22 protein-coding genes, 1 other RNA gene and 1 pseudogene are annotated in these 20,617 nt (G+C 66.6%); 8 read left to right on the forward strand and 16 right to left on the reverse strand.

Going from position 1 to position 20,617, the window contains the following annotated elements; all coding sequences use genetic code 11:
• Positions 1–246: 246 nt before the first annotated feature.
• Positions 247–807 (forward strand): annotated as a pseudogene (locus tag IP93_RS16015) (cyanophycinase); the annotation flags it as partial.
• 201 nt (positions 808–1,008) lie between these two features.
• Positions 1,009–1,983: an isoaspartyl peptidase/L-asparaginase family protein gene (locus IP93_RS16020; protein ID WP_338419406.1), complete on the forward strand. Its 975-nt coding sequence runs from the start codon at positions 1,009–1,011 to the stop codon at positions 1,981–1,983.
• A gap of 200 nt (positions 1,984–2,183) precedes the next feature.
• Here IP93_RS16020 and IP93_RS05240 read toward each other — a convergent pair whose 3' ends face one another.
• The 13 genes from IP93_RS05240 to ssrA all read right to left on the reverse strand — a co-directional run bounded on the left by IP93_RS05240 (position 2,184) and on the right by ssrA (position 12,359).
• On the reverse strand, positions 2,184–5,723 hold the full coding sequence (locus tag IP93_RS05240; protein ID WP_144812919.1) for a phage tail tape measure protein: 3,540 nt from the start codon (positions 5,721–5,723) through the stop codon (positions 2,184–2,186).
• Between the two features lie 164 nt (positions 5,724–5,887).
• Positions 5,888–7,114 (reverse strand): phage major capsid protein, encoded by a 1,227-nt coding sequence (locus IP93_RS05245; RefSeq protein ID WP_158636274.1) that lies wholly within the window; start codon positions 7,112–7,114, stop codon positions 5,888–5,890.
• 85 nt (positions 7,115–7,199) lie between these two features.
• Complete coding sequence (locus IP93_RS05250) at positions 7,200–7,499, reverse strand: helix-turn-helix transcriptional regulator (protein WP_144812924.1); 300 nt, start codon at positions 7,497–7,499, stop codon at positions 7,200–7,202.
• A gap of 144 nt (positions 7,500–7,643) precedes the next feature.
• Positions 7,644–7,961, reverse strand: coding sequence for an HNH endonuclease (locus tag IP93_RS05255; RefSeq protein ID WP_144812927.1), 318 nt, complete (start codon positions 7,959–7,961; stop codon positions 7,644–7,646).
• A complete protein-coding gene (locus IP93_RS05260) occupies positions 7,962–8,783 on the reverse strand; it encodes a helix-turn-helix domain-containing protein (RefSeq protein WP_144812930.1) in 822 nt (273 codons plus the stop codon).
• The gene (locus tag IP93_RS05265; protein ID WP_144812933.1) at positions 8,773–9,009 is read right to left on the reverse strand and encodes a hypothetical protein; all 237 of its coding nucleotides are present in this window, start codon (positions 9,007–9,009) and stop codon (positions 8,773–8,775) included. The genes IP93_RS05260 and IP93_RS05265 overlap by 11 nt, the downstream gene beginning before the upstream one ends.
• Positions 9,006–9,281, reverse strand: coding sequence for a hypothetical protein (locus IP93_RS05270; protein WP_144812935.1), 276 nt, complete (start codon positions 9,279–9,281; stop codon positions 9,006–9,008). The genes IP93_RS05265 and IP93_RS05270 overlap by 4 nt, the downstream gene beginning before the upstream one ends.
• On the reverse strand, positions 9,278–9,481 hold the full coding sequence (locus IP93_RS05275) for a helix-turn-helix domain-containing protein (protein ID WP_144812938.1): 204 nt from the start codon (positions 9,479–9,481) through the stop codon (positions 9,278–9,280). The genes IP93_RS05270 and IP93_RS05275 overlap by 4 nt, the downstream gene beginning before the upstream one ends.
• A gap of 56 nt (positions 9,482–9,537) precedes the next feature.
• A complete protein-coding gene (locus IP93_RS05280) occupies positions 9,538–10,086 on the reverse strand; it encodes a hypothetical protein (protein WP_144812940.1) in 549 nt (182 codons plus the stop codon).
• 1 nt (position 10,087) lies between these two features.
• Complete coding sequence (locus tag IP93_RS15600) at positions 10,088–10,264, reverse strand: hypothetical protein (protein WP_158636275.1); 177 nt, start codon at positions 10,262–10,264, stop codon at positions 10,088–10,090.
• A complete protein-coding gene (locus IP93_RS05285) occupies positions 10,261–10,536 on the reverse strand; it encodes a hypothetical protein (protein WP_144812942.1) in 276 nt (91 codons plus the stop codon). The genes IP93_RS15600 and IP93_RS05285 overlap by 4 nt, the downstream gene beginning before the upstream one ends.
• Before the next feature lie 67 nt (positions 10,537–10,603).
• Positions 10,604–11,830 (reverse strand): tyrosine-type recombinase/integrase, encoded by a 1,227-nt coding sequence (locus tag IP93_RS05290; RefSeq protein ID WP_144812945.1) that lies wholly within the window; start codon positions 11,828–11,830, stop codon positions 10,604–10,606.
• Positions 11,831–12,005: 175 nt separating this feature from the next.
• Positions 12,006–12,359, reverse strand: a transfer-messenger RNA (tmRNA) gene (gene ssrA / locus IP93_RS05295).
• Between the two features lie 127 nt (positions 12,360–12,486).
• Between ssrA and IP93_RS05300 the strand changes: the two genes are divergently transcribed.
• Positions 12,487–14,676, forward strand: coding sequence for a CHASE domain-containing protein (locus IP93_RS05300; protein ID WP_158636276.1), 2,190 nt, complete (start codon positions 12,487–12,489; stop codon positions 14,674–14,676).
• A 33-nt stretch (positions 14,677–14,709) separates the two neighbouring features.
• On the opposite strand, the gene smpB is transcribed toward IP93_RS05300, so the two are convergent.
• The gene (gene smpB, locus IP93_RS05305) at positions 14,710–15,219 is read right to left on the reverse strand and encodes an SsrA-binding protein SmpB (RefSeq protein WP_144812949.1); all 510 of its coding nucleotides are present in this window, start codon (positions 15,217–15,219) and stop codon (positions 14,710–14,712) included.
• A gap of 43 nt (positions 15,220–15,262) precedes the next feature.
• On the opposite strand from smpB, the gene IP93_RS05310 reads away from it, so the two are divergent.
• Both IP93_RS05310 and IP93_RS05315 read left to right on the forward strand, forming a co-directional pair.
• Positions 15,263–15,697, forward strand: a complete 435-nt coding sequence (locus IP93_RS05310) for a type II toxin-antitoxin system RatA family toxin (RefSeq protein WP_144812952.1) — start codon at positions 15,263–15,265, stop codon at positions 15,695–15,697.
• The gene (locus tag IP93_RS05315) at positions 15,694–15,963 is read left to right on the forward strand and encodes an RnfH family protein (protein WP_144812954.1); all 270 of its coding nucleotides are present in this window, start codon (positions 15,694–15,696) and stop codon (positions 15,961–15,963) included. Before IP93_RS05310 ends, IP93_RS05315 begins: the two co-directional genes overlap by 4 nt.
• 56 nt (positions 15,964–16,019) lie before the next feature.
• Here IP93_RS05315 and IP93_RS05320 read toward each other — a convergent pair whose 3' ends face one another.
• A complete protein-coding gene (locus tag IP93_RS05320) occupies positions 16,020–16,409 on the reverse strand; it encodes an outer membrane protein assembly factor BamE (RefSeq protein WP_144812957.1) in 390 nt (129 codons plus the stop codon).
• 89 nt (positions 16,410–16,498) lie between these two features.
• Here IP93_RS05320 and fur point away from each other — a divergent pair, with 89 nt between their 5' ends.
• Positions 16,499–16,903: a ferric iron uptake transcriptional regulator gene (gene fur / locus IP93_RS05325; protein ID WP_144812959.1), complete on the forward strand. Its 405-nt coding sequence runs from the start codon at positions 16,499–16,501 to the stop codon at positions 16,901–16,903.
• A gap of 98 nt (positions 16,904–17,001) precedes the next feature.
• Here fur and recN read toward each other — a convergent pair whose 3' ends face one another.
• Positions 17,002–18,669 carry a DNA repair protein RecN gene (gene recN, locus IP93_RS05330; protein WP_144812962.1) on the reverse strand — a complete coding sequence of 556 codons (1,668 nt, stop codon included), beginning with the start codon at positions 18,667–18,669 and terminating at the stop codon, positions 17,002–17,004.
• A gap of 196 nt (positions 18,670–18,865) precedes the next feature.
• Between recN and hrcA the strand changes: the two genes are divergently transcribed.
• Both hrcA and grpE read left to right on the forward strand, forming a co-directional pair.
• Entirely contained in the window at positions 18,866–19,924 is a 1,059-nt protein-coding gene (gene hrcA, locus IP93_RS05335) for a heat-inducible transcriptional repressor HrcA (RefSeq protein ID WP_144812964.1), read from the forward strand.
• 87 nt (positions 19,925–20,011) lie between these two features.
• Positions 20,012–20,542 (forward strand): nucleotide exchange factor GrpE, encoded by a 531-nt coding sequence (gene grpE / locus IP93_RS05340; protein ID WP_144812968.1) that lies wholly within the window; start codon positions 20,012–20,014, stop codon positions 20,540–20,542.
• Positions 20,543–20,617 lie beyond the last annotated feature (75 nt).

Here is a 20,617-nt window from a genome sequence, read left to right on the forward strand (position 1 = left end):
GTGCTGGCCGGTGACAGGCGCCGTCCGCCATCAACCTCGGGGAGTCGCGGCATGAAGAGAGCGTTGGGCAGGTTCCGGTGGATGTTGGCGATGCTCATCGCAGGCGTACTGGCTTGGCCGGTGCATGCCGCCGACTATGGCCACTACCTGCTCGGCGATCCGGCGGCGAAGACGCCCGGCCGTGTGCAGCCCGGCCTGCTGCTGATGGGAGGAGGCGACCGCAACTTCGAAGCGCTGCGCTGGTTCATGGCGAAGGCCGGACATGGCCACATCGTCGTGCTGCGCGCGTCCCAGGCAGGCGAGATCGGCGAGGAATTCTTCAACGACGTCGGCGGCATAGCATCGGTCGAAACCTTTGTCTTCAAGGACCGTGAAGCCGCGACCGATCCGGCCATCCTGCGCAGCCTCAAGCGGGCCGATGGCATCTTCATTGCCGGCGGTGACCAGTCACGCTACGTGCGGTACTGGCGCGGCACGCCGGTGGCGGAGCTGCTGGATGCCCACGTGCGTGCGGGCAAGCCCTTGGGCGGTACCAGCGCCGGATTGGCCATGCTGGGCGAGTACCTGTACGGAGCGATGGATGGCGGCAGCATCACCAGTCCACGCGCCCTGGCCGACCCACTCGGGCCTGACAACACCATCGAGACCGACTTCCTGCATTTGGCGCAGCTCAAGGGCGTGGTGACCGATACCCACTTCAGCGAGCGCAACCGCCTGGGCAGACTGGTCGCGTTCGTGGCCAAGGCCGAATCCATGGTCAGGCGTCCACTGTTGGGGCTGGGCGTGGACGAAGATGCCGCCGTCGCCGTGGAGGGGGATGGCAGCGGGCGGGTCTATGCCACATCGCCCGGCGCTGGCGCGCTGCTGGTGAAGGGTGGGTTCGACAACCAGGCCGAGGATGCGGCCATGGACCAGCCGCGGGTCGACGTGGTGGGCATCGGCGCGGGCTCGGTGCTTCACCTTCCCGGAGGGCAAGTGGATCGCCCGGCGTTCCAGCACCGATATGCCGTGCACGAGGGCGTGCTGGTGGCAAAGGACGCCCCCGTGCTGGTCATCCATGGCGGCGCGGGCGTTGAGCGTGCGGGCATGACGCCGGCCGACGAGGCCGCCGCACGGCAGGCACTGGAAGCGGCACTGCGCGCCGGACACGCCCGGTTGCGCGCCGGTGCGCCTGCCGTGGACGCGGTGACGGCCGCCATCACCGTCCTGGAGGATGCGCCGCAGTTCAATGCCGGGCGCGGTGCGGTATTCACCCATGACGGACGCAATGAACTGGACGCTTCGCTGATGGATGGCGCCACCGGCAAGGCCGGTGCGGTGGCCGGTGTGCACCGGGTCAGGAACCCCATCCTGCTGGCACGTGCCGTGATGGAAAAATCGCGCCACGTGATGATGGTGGGCGAGGGCGCGGAGGCGTTTGCGAAGGAGCAGGGGATTGGACTGGTGGACCCCGCGTGGTTCCGCACCGAGAAGCGCTGGCAGCAACTGCAGAAAGCCTTGGCGGAGGAAGCTTCAGGCCAGGCACGCCTGGATCGCGGGATCTTCTACTTCGGCACGGTGGGTGCGCTGGCGCTCGACGCCGAAGGGCGTCTTGCCGCCGGCACGTCCACTGGCGGCATGACCAACAAGCGCTACGGCCGCGTGGGCGATTCGTCCATCGTTGGTGCCGGCACCTGGGCCGATGGTCGCTGCGCGGTGTCTGGCACGGGCTGGGGTGAGTACTACATCCGGGCCGCCGCCGCCCACGAGATCTGCGCCCGTGTCCGGCTGTCGGGGCAGGGAATCGACCGCGCCGCCGCGAGCGTGATCAATGGCGACATCCCCAAGGCCGGTGGTGACGGCGGTGCCATTGCCCTCGGCAGCGACGGCACGTTTGCGCTGCCCTTCAACACCGAAGGCATGTACCGCGGCTGGATCGGCGCGGATGGTGTTCCGCACGTGGCGATCTATGCGGAAGACCGGCTGCAGGGAGACGTTCGCTGACTGACGCTGGCTGGCACGATGGCGGCGGCAGAAAAAAGCCCTTGGCGATGCCAAGGGCTTTTCAGGTGGATGGGGTGGGCCCTATCGAAAACGCCCTGGAAGTCGCTGATTTGCGCGAACTTGCCGCACCGCACCAAAAAACGATGCCCCCGCCGATGCCCCCGTGCTGGAATTGCTCCGGGGGTTCGATTCCCGGCGCATCACACCACGGCCATTCCGTTGAGCGACCTGTTGAGGCTGTCCGATTGCTGGATGCTGGTCTGCGCCTCGGCAAGCGTGATCAGTCGGCGCAGCAGTCGGTTCGTCTCGCTATCGTCCCCACCGGTGCCACCCGTGGTGCCGCCAGGCGGCTGCAGCGGCGGGGGCGTGGTCGGCAGCGGGGGCGTGACCGGCGTGGCCAGCGCGGCCTCGCGGAACAGCGCGCGGGCGAACTCGTCAGGCAGGCCCTCCAGGATGTCAGCGATGTTGTCCAGGCCGGTCTCAGTGAAGCCATCCAGCGCGCCGCCGGTCATGCCGCCAAGCAGGCCGGTCACCTCGCCGTAGAGCCCGTTGTAATCGGCGCCACTGGCGTAGAGATTGCGACCGAAGCCAAGCGCCTGCTGGCTCAGCTGCTGGGCCCGCTGCAGGTCACCGGCGCCAACCGCCTCGCGCAGCATCTGCATGCTGCTGGCCAGCTTCTGGTCGTCCCGCATCGGCGACAGGTCCGAGAGGCCCAAGTCCTGCAGGAAGTTGTCTTTCTGCGCTTCGTACTGCTTCTGCAGGGCGGCCATGTTCACCGCGCGCAGCTGCTCGATCTTGGCCAGATCCTCCGCCCGCGCACCGGATAGGCCCAGCGACTTGGCCAGATCGTTGGCCTGCTTGACCTGGGCGCGGTAGCCCATTTCCACGTCGAGCTGGGCGCGCTGGTAGTCATTCAGACCGGCCGTCAGCAGCTGCGTCTCCACGCCGGTCATCAGGTCGGAGTAGGCGGAAAGCGTGCCGACCACGCGCTCGATCTCCGCCGCGAGCTCGGTGCCGTTGACGTTGGCCAGCCTCTCGAACCACTCGACCGCCTGGGTGATTTCGGCGCGCTCGACATCGTTCAGTGCACGGCCCAGATCCTCGGCACTGCCGGAGACCAGGCCGATGGACACGCTCAGCGCGTTCATGATCTCGCCGGCCTTGAACCCATCGTCCAGCAGGTGCTGGAAGCCGGCCGCCTTCACCGACTCGCCGGCCAGCCGCTCGACCATGTCCATCAGCAGCTTCTCCAGCTGCGCCTGCGCCTTCTCGGGATCCTTGTCCAGCTTGACCTTGCCCAGGTCGATCTTGACGCCGGCCAGCTGCGCGGTCAGGTCCACGCCCAACTGCTTGGCCAGCGCCGTCGCCCCGCTGTAGACCTGGCGCGCGGCCACGTCGAACGCGCTGTCGATCTCGGGATCCACGTCGCCGTATCGGGAGTACTTCTTGTCGCTACGGAATAGGCCGCCCTTCTCGACGATGTCGGCGAACATCTTGCCGTCGAGACCATCGAAGCCAATGGAGCCCATCAGGCCCTGGCCCTTGATCTCGGGCTTCTTGCGGCCGAACAGCGCGGCATGGATCGACGAGCCCGATAGGATCGAGGCGGTCTTGTTGTCCAGGCCCAGCTTGCGGAACAGCTTGTCAGCGTTGCCAACCGCGCCCAGCGTGGCGATCTTGCCAGCCCAGCTCTCGCCGTTGCCGATGTCCCAGCCCTTATCGAACATGGCCGAATTAGCCATCATGCCGGCGATGATCCAGCCGACCACCGGGATGCTGGCCAAGCCCGACATTGCGCCGGAACTGCCCCCGGCCGCCGCGCCACCGCCCAACGTGCTGCTCGCGCCCGCCACGCCGGCAAGGTTGCTCACGTTTCCGAAGCCGTAGAGCGAGCCAGCGGCAGCCGACGAGCCACCGCCGAACAGGTTGCCCAGCCACCCGCCAATCGAGCTGAGGCCCCCGCCGCTGCCGCCGCCGAACATCTGCGACAGCATCTGCATCCAGCCACCTTGCCCGCCGGCCTGCGAGAAACCGCCACTGGTGATGCCGCGCAGCCAGTTGCCCACGGTGCTCTGCAGGGCGTTGTTCGCGAACTGCCCGATGATGTCGGCGATCATCCGGCGCGCAATGTCCTTGAGCGCGCGGCCGAAGTCCTTGAACGAATTGATCCCGCCCGCGATGAAGTCCGCGAACGCGTAGGAGACCGACTCCACGGCACCGCGCCAGGTGCGCTCATACTCCGCCGCGGCGTCGGCCTGAGCCTCGGCCAGCGCCTTGGCCGCCTTCTGCTGGTCGGTCATCAGCGCCTCATCCTTGGCGCGCATCTCCGAGACCATGCCCATCGCGTCCGCGTACTGCTTCCACGAGATCTCGCCGGCGGCGACCTGCTCATCGAGATCACGCTCCATCCGCGAATACTTCAGCAGCGCCTGCGCCGCAGGGCCGTCAAGCTCCGCGCGCCAGTCTTCCAGCGTGCGGCGAGCATTGTCCTGCGCTTCCGTGAGGGCCTCCGCCGCCTTGGCTGCCTCTTCCATCTGGCGCTGAGCCTCGGACTTGCCGCCCTTGGCCGTGCGCTTGGCTGCGCCAGTGTTGGCCGTCCAGTCCGGGACGGTAATCGCCTTGGCCGCATCCTCTGCGATCTTGGCCGCGCGCGCGGCGGCGTCTTCGCCCAGTTGCTGGCTGATCTTGAGCCGCTGCTCGTAGTCGGCGATCTCGGCCTGCAGGCGCTTCCGGACGTCGGCCACGGGGCGCAGGAAGTCCCCGGGCTTCATCTCGGTGATGTTGCCCAGATTCGGCGCCTGGCCACGTTGGATTTGCGCGAACTCGCCCTCTGTCTTCCGGAGCCGTGCCAGCTTCTCAGCCACGCGTACTTGGTCATCCAGGCTCGGGCCGTTGAACCGGGCCGCCAGCTCTTCGCCGACGAACTTCGTCGTGTTGGCCAGCGTCGTGGTGAACTTCACCAGGGCCCCGACGGCGGTGATTGACCCGTTGATGATCGTGGCGAAGCCGTCGCGGAAGTCGGGCGAGGAGATGACGTCCGCGAACTCGGACAGCTTGGGCAGCAGCTGGGGCAGCGCCTGGCGCCATAGCCCATCGATCCCCAGCTTCACCTCGGTGAGCTTGTCATTGAACTCTTCGGCCGCCTTGCCGGTGGTCCCGCTGAGCGTGTAGCCCACCTCGTCGGACTTGTCGGCGAAATCCTGCAGCGCCTTCGAACCGCTGTTCAGTAGCGGGATCATGTCCGCGCCGGACTTGCCGAACAGCTTGATCGCCAGGGCGGTCTTGTTGGCGCCGTCCGGCATCTTCGCGAAGACGTCGGCCAGTTCCGTGATGACCCCGCCGGCATCTCGGATGCCGTTCTTCGCACTGCCGACTTCGATCCCGAGCTGCTTGAACAGGGCGGCGTACTGCTTGCCCCCCTGCAGCGCTTCCAGTTGGTTCTGCCCCAGCTTGCGCACGGCTCCGCTGAGCTGCTCCATGGACACGTCGGACAGCTTGGCCGCGTAGTCCAGGCGGGTCAGGGATTCCGTGGCGATGCCGATCTTGCTCGCCATCTTGCTGAAGTTGTCGGCCTCGTCGATCGTCCTCTTGATCGCGACAGCCGCGATGCCGGCACCGGCGGCGATGGAGGCGCCCATCGCGGCGCCGGCCTTGGTGAACGCCGCGTCGATCTGCTTCGCGCGCTTCTCTGCGATGTTCGCGGCGCGGCCTGCATCGCTTTCTAGCGTTCCCAGCCGCATGGCCAGGTCTATCGTCAAAGTCCCCAGAGACCTAGCCATTGGTCACCTCAGTGCGAATGGATTACCGGGTCACGCATCTATCCATTGCGCCCCGGCTGCCGGTGTTGTTGCGGACACCGCCGGCTGGTCCGATCACTGAACCCGTTCAGCGAATCGACTTGCGGTTAGACAGCCGGCTTCACGCCGGTGATCACCGCGAACTGTTGCGGGTAATTGATGACTACATCCGCCCGAACGTGACAGAGGAAACCGATCTCGCCGGTCTTGGCGTAGGCCTCACGCAGGAGCTGAACCGAGATCGCCTCGCGCATCAGGAAGTAGAGGCCGGAGAAGTTACCGACGTAGATCTCGCTGGTGTCAGTCGACGTACCCTGGGTGACGTTCACCGGCAACTGGCTGGTCGGCAGAAACTGCATGGTCTCGATCATGCGCGGTCGGCGCAGTTGCTGGCCGGTCGTGTCCTCCAGGCCTTCGAAGTCCAAGAGCGTGCGGCCAGCCATGATGTCGGCTGTGGGCGCCGGGGCATTCGCGGCGATGATGGGGGAGTGCGCACTCAGCAGCGGCCCATAGTTGGCAAGGGCCGCGCCGTTGGTGCCCATGCTCACGATGTTGATGCCGGACGTGTTGCGCAGGCCGCGCGGCTCAGGCGCGGTGCCGGAGCCCATCAGCCCGACCCGATCCAGTTCCTTGGCGAAGGCTTGCGCGATGGTAAGACGGAGCGCCCGGTCCACGTCGGTACCATCGGCCAACAGTTCGCGAGACACCCGCACGATGCAGGCCAGGCTCTTCGGTGCTGCCGTCACCGCGCGCAGGCTGGGATCGCTCTCCGCAACGTTGCCCAGCTCTGCGCGCCAGGACGCGGTGGGGATGGTGTCAATCGCTGCCGTGGTGACGCTTTTCGCGCCAGCCTCCATGGGGACGATGCCGGCGCCGGCCTGCATCAACGAGGATGCCGGGACCAGTGCGCTTAGGATGCCAGGCATGGTCTTCGTCGGGACCGAGTAACCGCCCGCGGAATCGGTACCGGTGGACATCGACGCCAGCACCGCGTCGGTGCTCTTCATCCCAGCGACGCCGCGCATGAAATCCTGCAGGCTAGGACCTTCCTCGCGCCCCTCGGACTTGCCGGCGTAGTGCGCTTGGAATTCCGCTGCGGTGCGGAGCACCTTGACGCCACCGCCGTCCAGCTTGGCGGCGTTCGGGTCATGGTTTCCGTTCATCTGCCGGGCTGCGGCCTGTGTTGCCTGCTCGTCGATGGCTCGGCGGAGATCGTCGACTTCGGACTGGTGCTTGGTCTTGAACTGGGCGAACGCTTGGTTGAGGCCAGTGACCAGCGCGTTGATATCGGGCTCTTCGCCCTCAGCCCGCACGCACTGGATACCGCGGGTCATCTTTCGATTGTGTTCCATGGTGTCCTCCGGTTGAGGACTTCATGGTCAGCAACGCGCCCCGTGCAAACCATAAGGTTGTGTGGGGTTAGGTGGCGTTGCGGTGTGCCTCGAGCCACTGCGCGACCTCGGTCACGCGGTAGGTGACCCGATGACCACCACCGCCCAGGGCATAGCTGGGCGGCGCCTTGCCTTCCCGTCGCCGGTTGGCCAATGCACCTGCAGCCATGCCCAGGATCGTGGCCAAGTCTCCCTCGCCGATGCGGCCATCGCCGCTTATCCAGTAGCCAGCCCTCCGGATCTCGGCCAGGATCAGTTCCGTCGTCGCGTCCGCGCGACCGTCAATCGTGGCGCAGAGGGCGCCTAGCAGTCGGTTACGGGCTGCCATAGTCAACCTCCAAAATTCGTTTTTTGCGCAAAAACTCATTCATTTGAATTTTTCAAATCACGAAAAAAATCCACGCGTGGGGGGGCAGGCGTATCGTTGGTTTGGGGGGTTCCAGACTTTCCAATGGCCCCCGGGTTCGTGCCCTCATCCATGGCCGTTCGCTCCCATCTCGAGGCAAGTCTTCCTGCTGTGGCAGGGAGCGCACAGGGTCTGGAGGTTCGTCAGGTGGTTGTTGCTGCTGTCGCCGTCCCTGTGGTCGACGTGGGCCTCGCCCTTCCGCCCACAGACGCGCCCGCAGGTCTGGCAGGTGTACGCGTCCCGCAGCAGCACCTGGAGGCGCAGGGCCAGCCAAGGGGCGCTGTTGGTCGCGTACTGGCGCGTGGCCTGCCGGTCGGCCTGCACCGGCTTGAGCCTGGGCGGCAATGCCCCGATGCGTGGCTTGAGTGTCTTCAGTTTGCCCATCTAGGCCTCGAGCACCGGCAAACGGTTCGGCCTGTTCTGCTGCTGGCCCTCGCTGAGCTGCAGCTGATAGCCGGCGGTGGTCAGCACCCAGCTGCTGCTCTGCTGGTCGTAACGCCAGAGCTTCAGCCAGTCGCCTTGGACGGCGTTGTGGAAGACGCGCGGCCAGTCGGCGTACCTCTTCGGGTTGCCGGCGTAACGATCCTGAAAGGCGATCCAGGCGAGATCCATGAACGCATCGGGGATGCCTGCCTTCTCGGCGAACCGGTTCACAGCATGATCAGCAGGAATCACGTCATCCGGCGTGGGGTGGTTTTCGATCCAGCTGTCGAACGTGACCTTGGGTGCAGCGCGTGAGCGCGTCCCCCTAGTTGCTTTTCCTAGCTTAGAACCTAGTTCATCGGACACTGTGACCGCACCTTCTGTCGTCAATGTCCGCACCTTCGGTTCCGAATGTCCGCACCTTTCGGGTTCAGCTGCGGACACTGTGACCGCACCTTTACGGCTACGTGCGGTCGTGGTGTCCGCACCTTCGGGGATGCGCAGCGTGTAGACGTAGCCTCGCCACTGCTGCCCGCCGACGTTGACCGGCTGCCTGGTGAACCACTTCCCGTCTGCATCCTCGAGCGCGCGGCGACAGGTGCGCTCACTCTGGGAGGAGAGCTGGGCGAGTGACTTCATCCCCGGCAGTGCGTTGGCGCCGCGGGTGTCGGCGTACTCCGCCAGCATCAGCAGGGTCAGCTTGGTGCTGGCCGGCTCCGCACTGTTCAGCACGGCAGATCGCCACTGCAGGACAAAGGGGCGCTTCCGTGGTTCATCGGCCATCTGCGCCATCCCCACGCGTCAGCGCGCCGTGGAGGCGGTGCAGGTGCTGGCGGATTCCCTCCAGGCGCACCAGGGCGCGCTCCACGCGCTCAGGCTGGGGATCGCGCGCGAGGTCAGCCAGCATCGCAGCGAACGCGTCGCCGGCATCGGGAAGAGGCTTAGTCAGCTCGTCGACGCGAGGACTGAACTGGGCGGCATAGACAGCCGCGGCGTGAGGTCCGGTCATGCCTGGAACCTCCCGCGCTGGGCCTGCTTCAGCAGACGGTTGAGCGCGCCCAGTGCCGGGCCCATGGCGGCCATCGCTTCGCAGACTGAGGGGTACAGCGCGCCCAGCAGGTCGGCCGTGTCCTGGATGGACTTCCGCCCCTCTCGCGTGTGCAGCAGTACGCGCATCGCCGCCTTGCGCGTCTTGACCATGTTGGATGCGTGCTTGGCTTGAGCCGCCAGTTCGCGAAGCGCGTTGGCCATGCCCTCCACGTCTTCGGGAGCGGGCTTCATGCCTGCACCTGCATGCGCGCGGCGATGACCTTCTGGAGCTCGCTCTCGGGGATCCGGGTCGCGGTGCCGAACTTGATGGCGCGGATCTCGCCGCTGGCGATCAGTTCGTAGAGGGTGGAGCGGCCGACTTGGAGTCGGGCGCAAGCCTCTGGGATCTTGTGCAGCAGGGGAGCTGCGGAGGTGGATTCTTGGGTGTTCACGGCCTGTCCTCTCGTGGGCGCTCGCGTCTGTGCGGAGCGGTGAGGACAGGCTATGGCTACCTATTTCTTGTGTATTTCCGCTTTCCAAGATGAAGTGCGGAACCCTCAACCCAAGTCAACTCTCCGATGAAGGGTTGGAAGATGGAAGGTAGCGGGGCGAAGCGCCGCGGTGCCGTCGACGGGTTGCCCTCGTAATACCAGTCCTTTGCTTGGGTTGACTCCACCCCTCGCAGGTTCCCGATGACCTTGAAAAATGCCTCATCAACCGCGGCACCTGCATCGCGCAGCCTTCCGCCCAAAATCTGGACGGCCTTCTTGTTGGTTGCACGGTTGTGCGCGGCGGCACGCCGATAACCTGGCGGGCGTGCGGCTTCGAAGGCCTCGTCCAGTGTCCTGGCCTCATGGAGTTCGTAGCGCTGCAGGCACTTAATGACTTCCGGCAAGAGCTCCAGAAACCATGGGTCGTTGAAGTCCTCCGCAGCTGCTGCAAACAGGAACTGCTGGATCAGCCTGTTCCCCTTGGGGGCGTCGTCTTTCCCCCAGTAGTCGCGGGACTTCGCTGGCGCGGGTTTCCCCGCGCCGTCCTCCATTCCCTTGCGTGCCATGTCAGCCGGCCCTCATTGCAGCGCGTGCCGCGGCGACCGCCTCTGCAGGCGTGCACTGGCGTTCCCGCCGCACGCGCTCGGCTATAAGGTCGGCGAGCCGCAGCAGCTCGGGAGTCGCCTCGCCATCGTTCGCCACTGCAGTCATGGCGCGCGGGAAGGGGATGACTTGCGCGCTCATTGCGCAGCCCCAACCGCCTCACGTGCGCGCGCCTGCATGTCCATGTCCACCTGCAGACTGTTCGCCTTATTGAATCCGTCCTGCGCTAGGCGGATCGCCCCATAAATGGCAGTGCTACCAAAGCGGTCATCGGCGAATCGTTCGGCCGCTACCTCGAGGATGCCGATAACGCTTTCGATGATGCAGCTGACTTCGTTGGCCGTCTCGGCGTTGGCCAACACGTGGGCCGCCGGAACTTCTACCGTGGGGGTCGTTACACTCTGCTTCGCCATGATCGTTCTCCAGTGAACGGTTGTGGAAGTCGTCGGCCGGTCGTGTGTCACCACGCCGGCCGGCGCGTTACCGGCTGGTGCCGGATTTCTTGCGGAAGGGCAGCACCGTGCCGGTGTCGGCCTTCTGGAGGTCAAGGTAATCGGCCCAGGCCTGCATCATCTTGCGGCGCTCGGGCAGGTGGGCAGTGCGGTTGTAGGCGCGGCCGTTGGGATCGCGAACGGCATGCGCCAGCTGGTGTTCGATGTAGTCGGGCCGGAAGTGCAGCACCTCGTCCAGCACCGTCCGGGCCATCGCACGGAAGCCGTGGGCCGTCATCGTGTCTTTGTCGAAGCCCATGCGGCGCAGTGCGGCGTTGAGCGCGTTGTCGCTCATCGGGCGCTTGATGCTGCGGCCGCCCGGGAACACATACTGGCTGCGGCTGGTGAGCGGCTGCAGCTCTTCCAGCAGGGCGACCGCTTGCCGGGACAGCGGGACCAAGTGCGGCTGGCGCATCTTCATCTTGGCGGCCGGGATGTTCCACTCCGCAGCCTCCAGGTCGATTTCCGCCCACTCAGCGTTCCGCAGTTCGCCCGGGCGGACGAAGACCAGCGGCGCCAGCTGGAGCGCGATCCTGGTCACCAGGTTGCCTTTGTAGGCATCGATGGCCCGGAGTAGGGGCCCGATATCGGTCGCGTCGGTAATGGCGGCGTGGTGCTTCTCCGGCGCCGGCGCAAGCGCACCCTTGAGGTCGACCACGGGGTTGTATCTCGCGCGGCCGGTGGCGATCGCATAGCGCATGACCTGGCCGCAGTTCTGCATGACCCGATGCGCGGACTCGATGGCGCCGCGGGACTCGATGCGCCGCGCGACGGACAGGAACTCAGGGGCGGCGAGGTCGGTGACGGGGCGCTTGCCGATCCACGGGAAGACATCGTTCTCCAGCCATGCGGTCACCTTGGACGTGTAGGCCGGCACCCAGTCGCGTTTGCTCAGCCACTCGCGGGCGATGACTTCGAAGCTGTTGGCTGCGCGGTCATCTCCGGCCGCCTTCTCGGCTCGCTTGTGGTCCGCGGGATCCACGCCGGCCGCCAGCAGCTTGCGCGCAGCAGCGAGGCGTTCTCGAGCCTGAGCGAGCGTGACCTCGGGGTAAGTGCCATGGGCGAGCCGCTTCTCCTTTCCACCGAAGCGGTACTTCTGCCGCCACAGCTTGGCGCCAGTCGGCGAGATCTCCAGGTACAGGCCGAAGCCGTCGAAGAGTCGCTGCACTTTGCCGGTGGGCTTGGCCTTGCGGACGGCGACATCGGAGAGAGGCATCTGGGGGCATCCAAGCGGCGGGGTAGGCCGCGTGCCCCCAAATCTGCCCCCACATGCCCCCGGATTGCAACAGCCGCTTGTGGACGCTGGCAAACAAAAAGGGCCTGATCTCTTGGGAAATTCCCTTGAAATCAGACCCTTAGCGTACGTCTGCGGTCACCTGCGAACGTTCAAATGGTGGAGGTGGGCGGAATCGAACCGCCGTCCGAAGGCACTCCATCCCCGGCACTACATGCTTAGCTCACCGTTAGATCTCGTCCCGGGACAGCACGGTGCGCAAAGCGCGCCCAAGGACCAGCCTGCTTTGGGTTAACCAAGGGCTGACAGGCGGCCACCCCCGGCGATTCCGTGATGATGACCCTACGCTGCGAGCACGGACACAAGCAGTTTCGGGGCTTACGCCTTAAGCGGCGAGAGCGTAGTTGTCGTCGTTGGCAACTAGAGTTTTGCAGCTGGATTTACGAGGAAAGCTACCCCCTCGGCATGCGCCAGGCGACTTTGCAACCCCCGTCGAAGCCAGTGCACCCCCGGGGACAGCCAACATCGCTGACAACCCCAGTATAGGGCCGCGCGGGCGGTACTCAAGGGGGCACGCCGCGGGATGTTGCAACCGTTCAGTGACATGCTCTCCACGGCCACGCGCTATGCTCGCGCGCATGATTTCACTCGATCCTGTGTCCAGGAACGACCATGGACTCCGCGGGCGAGCCGGGCCGCGTAAACACCTGTTGGCACTGGCGGTACTGCTGGGCTCTCTGGGCATTGTCGTGGCGCTGTGGCGCGTGGCCTACCAGCGGGAGCTGGAAGCGTCGCGCCAGGGGTTCGTCCAGGATGCCGAAACCGTCGTCGAGCGCGTGCGCCAACGAATGGTGAAGCATGAGCTGGTGCTGATGGGGGGAGCCTCACTGTTCGCGTCCATCGCCCGCCCGACGCCCGGGCAATGGCGGGCCTACGTGGACCAGTTGGAGATCACGAATCGTTTCCCGGGCATGGTCGGGCTTGGTTTTGCCGGCTATGTCAGCCAGGCGCAGATGATCGCCCTGCAACGGGAATGGATGGAATCGGGCTACGGGCGCCTGGAGGTCTCGCCCAGGGGCATCCGGCCTTATTACGGGCCGATCCTGTACCTGGAGCCACGGACCGCCGTCAATTCCCGCGCCGTTGGCTTCGACATGTTTTCCGAACCAGTACGGCACCGGGCCATGGCGGATGCCGGGGATATGGCGATGCCGCGCCTGACAGGCCTCGTCCAACTGGTACAGGACGGGGACCAGCAGCGTGAGAGCGTCCTGCTGTATGTCCCGGTCTATCTCGGAGGACTGGAACCCAGGACGCTGTCGGGGCGCAGGCAGGGGCTGTTGGGCTGGGTGTATGCGCCCATGCGGCTGGAGCCCTTCGTGCGGGCTGCTCTGGGCGAAGCGGGGGCAGGCTCCGATCTGCGCTTCAGCATTGCGGATGTCACGGATGAAGGGGCGCGACCGCTGTTCTCCTCGCTGCCTTCCCCGCGCAAGCAGCCCCCGGCTTTCGTGCATGTATTCGAACTGGACCACTACGGCCGACGGTGGCGGTTCACCTTCCACTCCGGGCCCATCGCCGTCGCGGCGCCCCAACTGCGCGGCCTGTACTGGACCGGGGCCCTGGGCGTGCTGGTGTCGCTGCTGATGTATGCGGTGGCGTGGACACTGGTCAGGACCCAGGCACGCGCCCGCGCGTTGGCGGAACGCATGACCGAGGACCTCCGTCGCAGCGAGGAGCGCTTCCGCATCGCGGTTGAGCATTCGGCCATCGGCAAGGCGCTGCTCGACAGGGACGAGCGCGTCGTGGGCGTGAACGCCGCGTTGGCCAAGATCGTAGGACGTGACCGTGGCTCGTTGGCCGGGACGGCCCTGTCCTCGCTGTTTGCGGTGGGCGAATCCAGGGAGAGCATCGACGAGCAGGGGATCCGCCGCAGCAACCGGCAGATCGTGCGGCAGGACGGCGACGTGCGCGAGGTGCAACTGACCTTCTCGCCCATCCCGGGAAACGTTGGCCAGGATGTCGCCAGCCTGGTGCAGGTGGAGGACATTACCGAGCGCGTGCGCGCCGAGGCCCGCGTGCACGCACTCAACCGCACGTTGGAGGCGCGGGTCGCGCTGCGCACCCGTGAGTTGAGCCAGGCCAACCAGGAACTGGAGGCGTTCGCCTATAGCGTGTCGCACGACCTGCGGGCGCCGTTGCGCGCCATCGACGGCTTCAGTCGCGTCCTGATCGAACGCTACGCGCGCGTGATGGACGAGGAGGGGGTGGATTACCTTGGCCGGGTGCGAAAGGCGGCCTCGCGCATGGGCGAGTTGATCGACGCGCTGCTCAAGATGTCGCGCGTGGGGCGTGGCGAGATGCGGCTGGCGCGGCTGGACCTGAGCCGCCTTGCCGGCGAAGTGGTCGAGGAACTGCGGCTGTCCGCGCCCGAACGCCACGTCGACGTGGTGATCGCCCCGGGCATGGCCGCGGAGGGAGATGCGGCGCTGGTGCGCAACCTGCTCGGCAACCTGCTGGGCAATGCATGGAAGTTCACCCGCAACCGGCCCGATGCGCGCATCGAGATTGGCGTCACCGGTGAACGCGACGGCATGGTCGAGTTCTTCGTGCGCGACAACGGCGCCGGCTTCACCCAGGAGTACGCGGACAAGTTGTTCCGTCCGTTCCAGCGCCTGCACCGCCAGGAGGAGTTTGCAGGCCACGGCATTGGACTGGCGTCGGTGAAGCGCATCGTGGAACGGCACGGCGGCGAGGTTCGTGCGGAAGGCCGCGAGGGCGAGGGCGCCGCGCTCCACTTCTCGCTGCCGGCGATCATGGAGAAGTTTTGACGCTGCGTCCCGGAGCGATCAGGTTCGCGCCGCTCAGGCGTCCTTGTTGTGCCGGCGCATCACGCGCTGCTTCTCGCGTTGCCAATCGCGCTCCTTGCTGGCATCGCGCTTGTCATGCGACTGCTTGCCCTTGGCCAGGCAGACCTCGATCTTGACCTTGTTGCCCTTCCAGTACAGCGAGGTAGGCACCACGGTGTAACCCTCGCGCTGGACGCGGCCGATGAGATTGTCGATCTCGTGCCGGTGCAGCAGCAGTTTTCGCGTACGTCGCTCATCGGCCACCACGTGGGTGGAGGCGGAGATGAGCGGCGTGATCTGCGCGTTGTGCAGGTACATCTCGCCATCGCGGATGTGGGCGTAGCTCTCGCCGATGTTGGCGCGGCCGGCACGGATCGCCTTCAGTTCCCAGCCCTGCAGAGCCAGCCCCGCTTCGTATTTCTGTTCCAGGTGGTAGTCGTGCCGCGCACGCCTGTTGGACGCGATGGTGCCGCCACCCGCGCCCTTTGCCTTATCCTTGCCGGTCTTGCCATTGTTCTTTGCCATCAGGCCTATTGTCCCCGAAAGTGGGGGCCACAGGCGACCACCCATGCCAAGCATCCGCCGTTCCGCCCTTGTCGAACACTCCGCCGCGCGCATGTACGCGCTCGTCAACGACGTCGAGGCCTACCCGCGGCGGTTTGAATGGTGCGAAGCCGCCCAGGTGCTGGAGGAGGGCGAGGGGCGCAAGGTGGCCCGGTTGGACCTGCGCATGGGCGGGCTGCGCACCTGGTTCAAGACCGAGAACACGCTGGCGCCGCCGCACCATATCGACATGCGCCTGCTTGATGGCCCGTTCCGCAAGCTGGGCGGGCGCTGGGAGTTCCATTCCCTCGATGAGTCCGCGTGCAAGGTGACCCTCACGTTGGACTTCGAGCCCTCGGTGAAGCTGTTGGGTGCGGCGATGGCGATGGGGTTCCAGGGCCTGGCTGATCGGATGGTGGATGATTTCGTGCGCGTCGCCGACCGGGGCAGCGCTGCGTGAAGGTGCAGGTGATCCGGGCGTGGCCCCACCGCCATGAGGTGGTCGAACTGGTGCTGGCGCCAGGCGCCTGCGTGCGTGACGCCGTCGCCGCGGCTGGCTGGGCCGGGGAGGCGGATGTCGCCGGTTTTGCGGTGTTCGGTGCCAAGGCAGACCCGGCCGCGGTCCTGGCGGAAGGCGACCGGGTGGAAGTGCTGCGCGCGCTCACCGTGGATCCCAAGGTGGCCCGCCGCAAGCGTGCCGAAGCTCGACCGGCCGGGAAGCGTTGAACGAGAAAGGGCCGCGAATAGCGGCCCTTTCCGATGCCCGGTCGCGTGGGACGGGCTCAGCGCCCCTTCTTCTTGTCCTTCGCGAGGTTCGGACCGAACTGCTTGCGCGCGGACTTGGCCAGGGCTTCGTCCTGCTCCGGGAAGTAGTCGCCTTCCCAGCGGGTGACCGCATCACCCTCGAAGTGGATGGTGAGGTTCTTTTTCTCGATGCGGGCCAATCGGCCCACGCGCTGGGTGGCGGTGTAATCCCAGCGGGACTGGCTGAAGGGGTCGGCGATGGACGGCGTGCCCAGCAGCAACTGCACCTGCTGCTTGCTCATGCCCACCTGGAGCTGGTCGACCGCGCTCTTTTCCAGCAGGTTGCCCTGGTAGATGGGCTGGCGGTAGACGATCCCGCAACCGGAGGTGGCAAGGGCAAGGGTGAGGACCAGGACGAGCTTTCGCATTGGGTTTCGCGGCAGGCGGATATCGGCCCGATGATACACTGAAGGTCCGTTTGCGCGCCCGCCGCGTGCCGTCCGTTCATGGAGACGACATGGAATCGCAAGACCTGCGCAATGCCGGTTTGAAGGTCACCCACCCGCGCCTGCGCATCCTGCAACTGCTGGAGCAGGCCAAGCCACGGCACATGACCGCCGAAGACATCTACCGCCACCTGCTGGAGCAGGGCGAGGACATTGGCCTGGCCACGGTGTACCGCGTGCTGACCCAGTTCGAGGCGGCGGGACTCGTGTTGAAGCACAACTTCGAGGCTGGCCAGTCGGTGTACGAGTTGGACCGTGGCGACCACCACGACCACATGGTGGACGTGGACACGGGCAAGATCATCGAGTTCGAGAGCGAGGAAATCGAGGCGCTGCAACATACGATCGCGGCCAAGTACGGCTACGAGATCGAGGCGCATTCGCTGGTGCTGTACGTGCGCAAGAAGCGTGGCTGATACCACGGTTATACAGGCGACACGCCCGCAGGAGGGGCGGTTTTGCGCAACTGCCGGGCGCGCATGGCGCCAGGCTTGAGCGGAACAGCGCCGATAGCTTAGTCCACGTCCGCGAGCAGGCGTTTGGCCGCCGCGCGTGCTTCCCTGGTCAACTCCACGCCACCCAGCATGCGGGCGAGTTCTTCCTCGCGGGCCTTGGGGTCGAGCTTCTGCACCGCGCTGCGGGTAATGCCTTCGCTGGCCGCCTTGCTGACCCGGTAGTGGGCATGTCCCTTGGCGGCCACCTGGGGCAGGTGGGTCACGCACAGCACCTGCCGACTGGCACCGAGCGCCCGCAGCTTCTGGCCCACGATGTCGGCCACCGCACCGCCGATGCCCGAGTCCACCTCGTCGAACACCATGGTCTGCACGGCATCCAGGCCGAGCGCCGCCACTTCGATGGCCAGCGAGATACGGGACAGTTCGCCGCCCGACGCCACTTTCCGCAGGGCACGGGCGGGCTGGCCGGGATTGGCGGCCACGAGGAATTCCACGCGCTCGGCGCCGTTGGCATCGGGCCGCTCTGCCTCTAGGGGCTCCAGCGCGACGGTGAAGCTGCCGCCGCCCATCCCGAGCTCCCCGATCAGGGCGGTGGTGGCCTCGGACAGGGATCGGGCGGCTGTCTGGCGCGCTTCGGTCAGGACGGCGGCGGCAGCTTGCCACGCGGCCTTTGCCGCCTCGATCTCGCCTTCCAGCTGTTGGACGCGGACACCTGCGGTACGCAGGACCTCCAGTTCTTCCGCCAGACTCTCGCGATGAGCCGCCAACTGATCGGGGTTGACCCGGTGCTTGCGTGCCAGTTCGTGCAGGCGTCCGAGTCGGCGTTCCAGCCCTTCAAAGGCGCCCGGGTCGAGGTCCAGGTCGCTGCGCACGCGGTCCAGCACCACCAGTGCCTCGTCGATCTGGATCGCGGCGTTGTCCAGCATGGCATCCACGTCCAACAGACGCGGCTCATGCTCGGCGACGCGCTGGAGATCGTGCCTGGCCTGCTGGAGCTGTCGGGCCAGCGATGGTCCGTCGTCGCCTCCCAGGCGCGCAAAGGTGCCCTCGCACGCGGTGATCAGGTCGGTCGCATGGGCCAGGCGGCGGTGGTCCGCCTGCAGCCTGGCGATGGTGTCCGCATCGAGTGCCTCCCGGTCCAGCTCGGCGAACTGGTGTTCAAGCCAGGCCGTGCGTTCCGATACATCGCCACGGGCGGACAGGGCATCGCGCTCCTGCAGCAGTGCGCTCCATTGGCGGGCGGCCCCGGCGACGGCGGCGCGAGGGCCTTCGGTGCGGCCGTAGGCGTCCAGCAGCGCAAGCTGGCTGGGCTTGGACATCAGGGCCTGGTGTTCGTGCTGGCCATGGATTTCCACCAGGCGCGTGGCCAGATCGGACAGTTGCGACAACGTCACCGGTCGGCCGTTGATCCAGGCCTTGGAGCCGCCATCGGCACGGATGACGCGGCGGACCTGGCACCCATCCTCTTCGTCCAGTTCGTTCTCGCGCAGCCATGCCGTTGCGGTGGGAGTGTCCGCAAGGGCGAAATCGGCCACCAGTTCGGCACGTGCCGCGCCATGGCGGACGACGCCGCTGTCGGCGCGCAGGCCCGAGACCAGCCCCAGCGCATCCACCAGCAGGGACTTGCCGGCGCCGGTTTCGCCGGAAATGACGGTCAGGCCGGGACCGAACGCCAGCTCGGCTTCGGTGACGACGGCGAATTGCTTGATGGAGAGGTGGGTCAGCATGCGGAGCGATTGTGCCGGGTGCGGGGCTGTGGGCCAAGCGGGTGTGGGTAGACCCTGGCATGGCCGCATCGCACGCGACGAGACTGGCAGGAGCGGGGCAGTCGGGAAGGTCCAGCGGGGCAACGGGCCCCAATCCCCGGCGCCATACGGCGGGTGTTCGCTTGCGCCCCGGCGGCCGCGCGCATATATCAACAGGATGAACCGCCGTCCCTCCGACCCCGTCTTCGATCCGCGCGCCCGGCAGTTGCTGCGTACGCTGATCGGCCGCTACATCCAGAGCGGCGAGCCGGTGGGGTCGCAGACGCTGGCGCGGCATTCGGGGCTCGACGTCAGCCCCGCCACCATCCGCAACATCCTGGCCGACCTGGAGGACGTGGGCCTGCTGAGCGCCCCGCATGCCTCGGCCGGGCGCATTCCCACCGCGCAGGGCTACCGGCTGTTCGTGGATTCGCTGCTGCAGGTCTCGCCCTTGCCCGAGGGCGATGTGTCGCGCCTTCGCAGCGAGTTGCCGGCCGGCTCCGGAACCCAGGCTTTGCTGGGCAGCGCGTCGGAACTGCTATCGGCGATGACCCATTTCGTGGGGGTGGTCAGCGTGCCCAACCGCGCGCAGTTCGCGTTCCGCCGGGTCGGCTTCGTGCCGATCGATGCCCAGCGAGTGCTGGCCATCGTGGTGCTGGCCGACAACGACGTGCAGAACCGGATCATCCAGACGCGCCGCCCGTATGACGCCGGTGAGCTGGAGCGGGTGGCCAATTACCTCAATAGCCACTTCGCCGGCCGCGCGGTCGCGGACATCCGTGCCACGCTGTTGCTCGAACTGCGCAGCGCCCGGGCGGAGATGGAGTCCCTGCTGGCGCAGTCGGTTGAACTGGCCGAGCAGGTGCTGGTACCGGGCGGCGAGGACATGGTGGTGGCGGGACAGACGCGCCTGATGGGAGTCCAGGAGTTGTCGGACGTGGATCGCCTGCGCGAGCTGTTCGAGGCCTTCGCACGCAAGCGCGAGATACTGCAGTTGCTGGAGCGCACCGTGCAGGCGCCGGGCGTGCGCATCTTCATCGGCGAGGAAACCGGGTTGGCGCCGCTGGAGGGCGTGTCGCTGGTGACCGCGCCGTATACATCCGGCGGGCGCGTGCTGGGGGTGCTCGGGGTCATCGGCCCGACGCGCATGGCCTATGAGCGGGTGATCCCGGTCGTCCAGGCGGCCGCCGACGCACTGGGCGACGCCATCCAGCCGGATCTGGGCCGGTCCGCTTGAAACCCCTTCGTGGGAGCCCCATAGCAGGGCTGTCGTGCACCCCCGCGCAGGGTAGGTGCGTCCGTTTCAGGCAGAGAACCAGACATGATGACCACCGAACACCAGACCGACCCCCACCAGGGTGAATCCGTCGAAGGCGGGGCCGACGCCGGGCCCCTCGATGCGTTCGAATCGCAGATCGACGAGTTGAAGGCCGAACTGGCCAAGCTGTCCGAGGATGCGCTGCGCGAGCGCGCCGAGCTGGACAACCAGCGCAAGCGGCTTGCCCGCGACCTCGAGATGGCGCGCAAGTTCGCCAACGAGCGGCTGCTGTCCGAACTGCTGCCGGTCATCGACAGCCTGCAAGCGGGACTGGCCGCGGCCGTGGCCGATACAGGCGCATTGCGCGATGGCATGGAGCTGACGCTGAAGCAGTTGCTCAAGGTCACCTCCGACAACGGGCTGGTGATGGTCGACCCCGTCGGCCAGCCGTTCAATCCCGAACACCACCAGGCGATGAGCGTGGTCGACAGCGGCGATCACGCGCCCGGCCATGTGGTCCAGGTCTACCAGAAGGGTTGGCTGCTCAACGAGCGCCTGCTGCGCCCCGCGCTGGTCGTGGTGGCCAGGGACGCCTGAATCATTGCACAGCCGGGTGCTTGAAGTGCTTTCCGGCGACCCCAGATAACGACCATCGGCGGCCCGGCCGCCCCC

This window comes from Aerolutibacter ruishenii, from assembly GCF_007830115.1.
Lineage (GTDB): Bacteria > Pseudomonadota > Gammaproteobacteria > Xanthomonadales > Xanthomonadaceae > Aerolutibacter > Aerolutibacter ruishenii.

What these genes read in the sequence shown, in the direction of transcription:
- IP93_RS05240 (WP_144812919.1), bottom strand. Translation starts at nt 5,723, where the DNA reads ATGCGGCTGGGAACGCTAGAAAGCGATGCAGGCCGCGCCGCGAACATC.
- IP93_RS05245 (WP_158636274.1), bottom strand. Translation starts at nt 7,114, where the DNA reads ATGACCCGCGGTATCCAGTGCGTGCGGGCTGAGGGCGAAGAGCCCGAT.
- IP93_RS05250 (WP_144812924.1), bottom strand. Translation starts at nt 7,499, where the DNA reads ATGGCAGCCCGTAACCGACTGCTAGGCGCCCTCTGCGCCACGATTGAC.
- IP93_RS05255 (WP_144812927.1), bottom strand. Translation starts at nt 7,961, where the DNA reads ATGGGCAAACTGAAGACACTCAAGCCACGCATCGGGGCATTGCCGCCC.
- IP93_RS05260 (WP_144812930.1), bottom strand. Translation starts at nt 8,783, where the DNA reads ATGGCCGATGAACCACGGAAGCGCCCCTTTGTCCTGCAGTGGCGATCT.
- IP93_RS05265 (WP_144812933.1), bottom strand. Translation starts at nt 9,009, where the DNA reads ATGACCGGACCTCACGCCGCGGCTGTCTATGCCGCCCAGTTCAGTCCT.
- IP93_RS05270 (WP_144812935.1), bottom strand. Translation starts at nt 9,281, where the DNA reads ATGAAGCCCGCTCCCGAAGACGTGGAGGGCATGGCCAACGCGCTTCGC.
- IP93_RS05280 (WP_144812940.1), bottom strand. Translation starts at nt 10,086, where the DNA reads ATGGCACGCAAGGGAATGGAGGACGGCGCGGGGAAACCCGCGCCAGCG.
- IP93_RS15600 (WP_158636275.1), bottom strand. Translation starts at nt 10,264, where the DNA reads ATGAGCGCGCAAGTCATCCCCTTCCCGCGCGCCATGACTGCAGTGGCG.
- IP93_RS05285 (WP_144812942.1), bottom strand. Translation starts at nt 10,536, where the DNA reads ATGGCGAAGCAGAGTGTAACGACCCCCACGGTAGAAGTTCCGGCGGCC.
- IP93_RS05290 (WP_144812945.1), bottom strand. Translation starts at nt 11,830, where the DNA reads ATGCCTCTCTCCGATGTCGCCGTCCGCAAGGCCAAGCCCACCGGCAAA.
- IP93_RS05300 (WP_158636276.1), top strand. Translation starts at nt 12,487, where the DNA reads ATGATTTCACTCGATCCTGTGTCCAGGAACGACCATGGACTCCGCGGG.
- smpB (WP_144812949.1), bottom strand. Translation starts at nt 15,219, where the DNA reads ATGGCAAAGAACAATGGCAAGACCGGCAAGGATAAGGCAAAGGGCGCG.
- IP93_RS05310 (WP_144812952.1), top strand. Translation starts at nt 15,263, where the DNA reads ATGCCAAGCATCCGCCGTTCCGCCCTTGTCGAACACTCCGCCGCGCGC.
- IP93_RS05320 (WP_144812957.1), bottom strand. Translation starts at nt 16,409, where the DNA reads ATGCGAAAGCTCGTCCTGGTCCTCACCCTTGCCCTTGCCACCTCCGGT.
- fur (WP_144812959.1), top strand. Translation starts at nt 16,499, where the DNA reads ATGGAATCGCAAGACCTGCGCAATGCCGGTTTGAAGGTCACCCACCCG.
- recN (WP_144812962.1), bottom strand. Translation starts at nt 18,669, where the DNA reads ATGCTGACCCACCTCTCCATCAAGCAATTCGCCGTCGTCACCGAAGCC.
- hrcA (WP_144812964.1), top strand. Translation starts at nt 18,866, where the DNA reads ATGAACCGCCGTCCCTCCGACCCCGTCTTCGATCCGCGCGCCCGGCAG.
- grpE (WP_144812968.1), top strand. Translation starts at nt 20,012, where the DNA reads ATGACCACCGAACACCAGACCGACCCCCACCAGGGTGAATCCGTCGAA.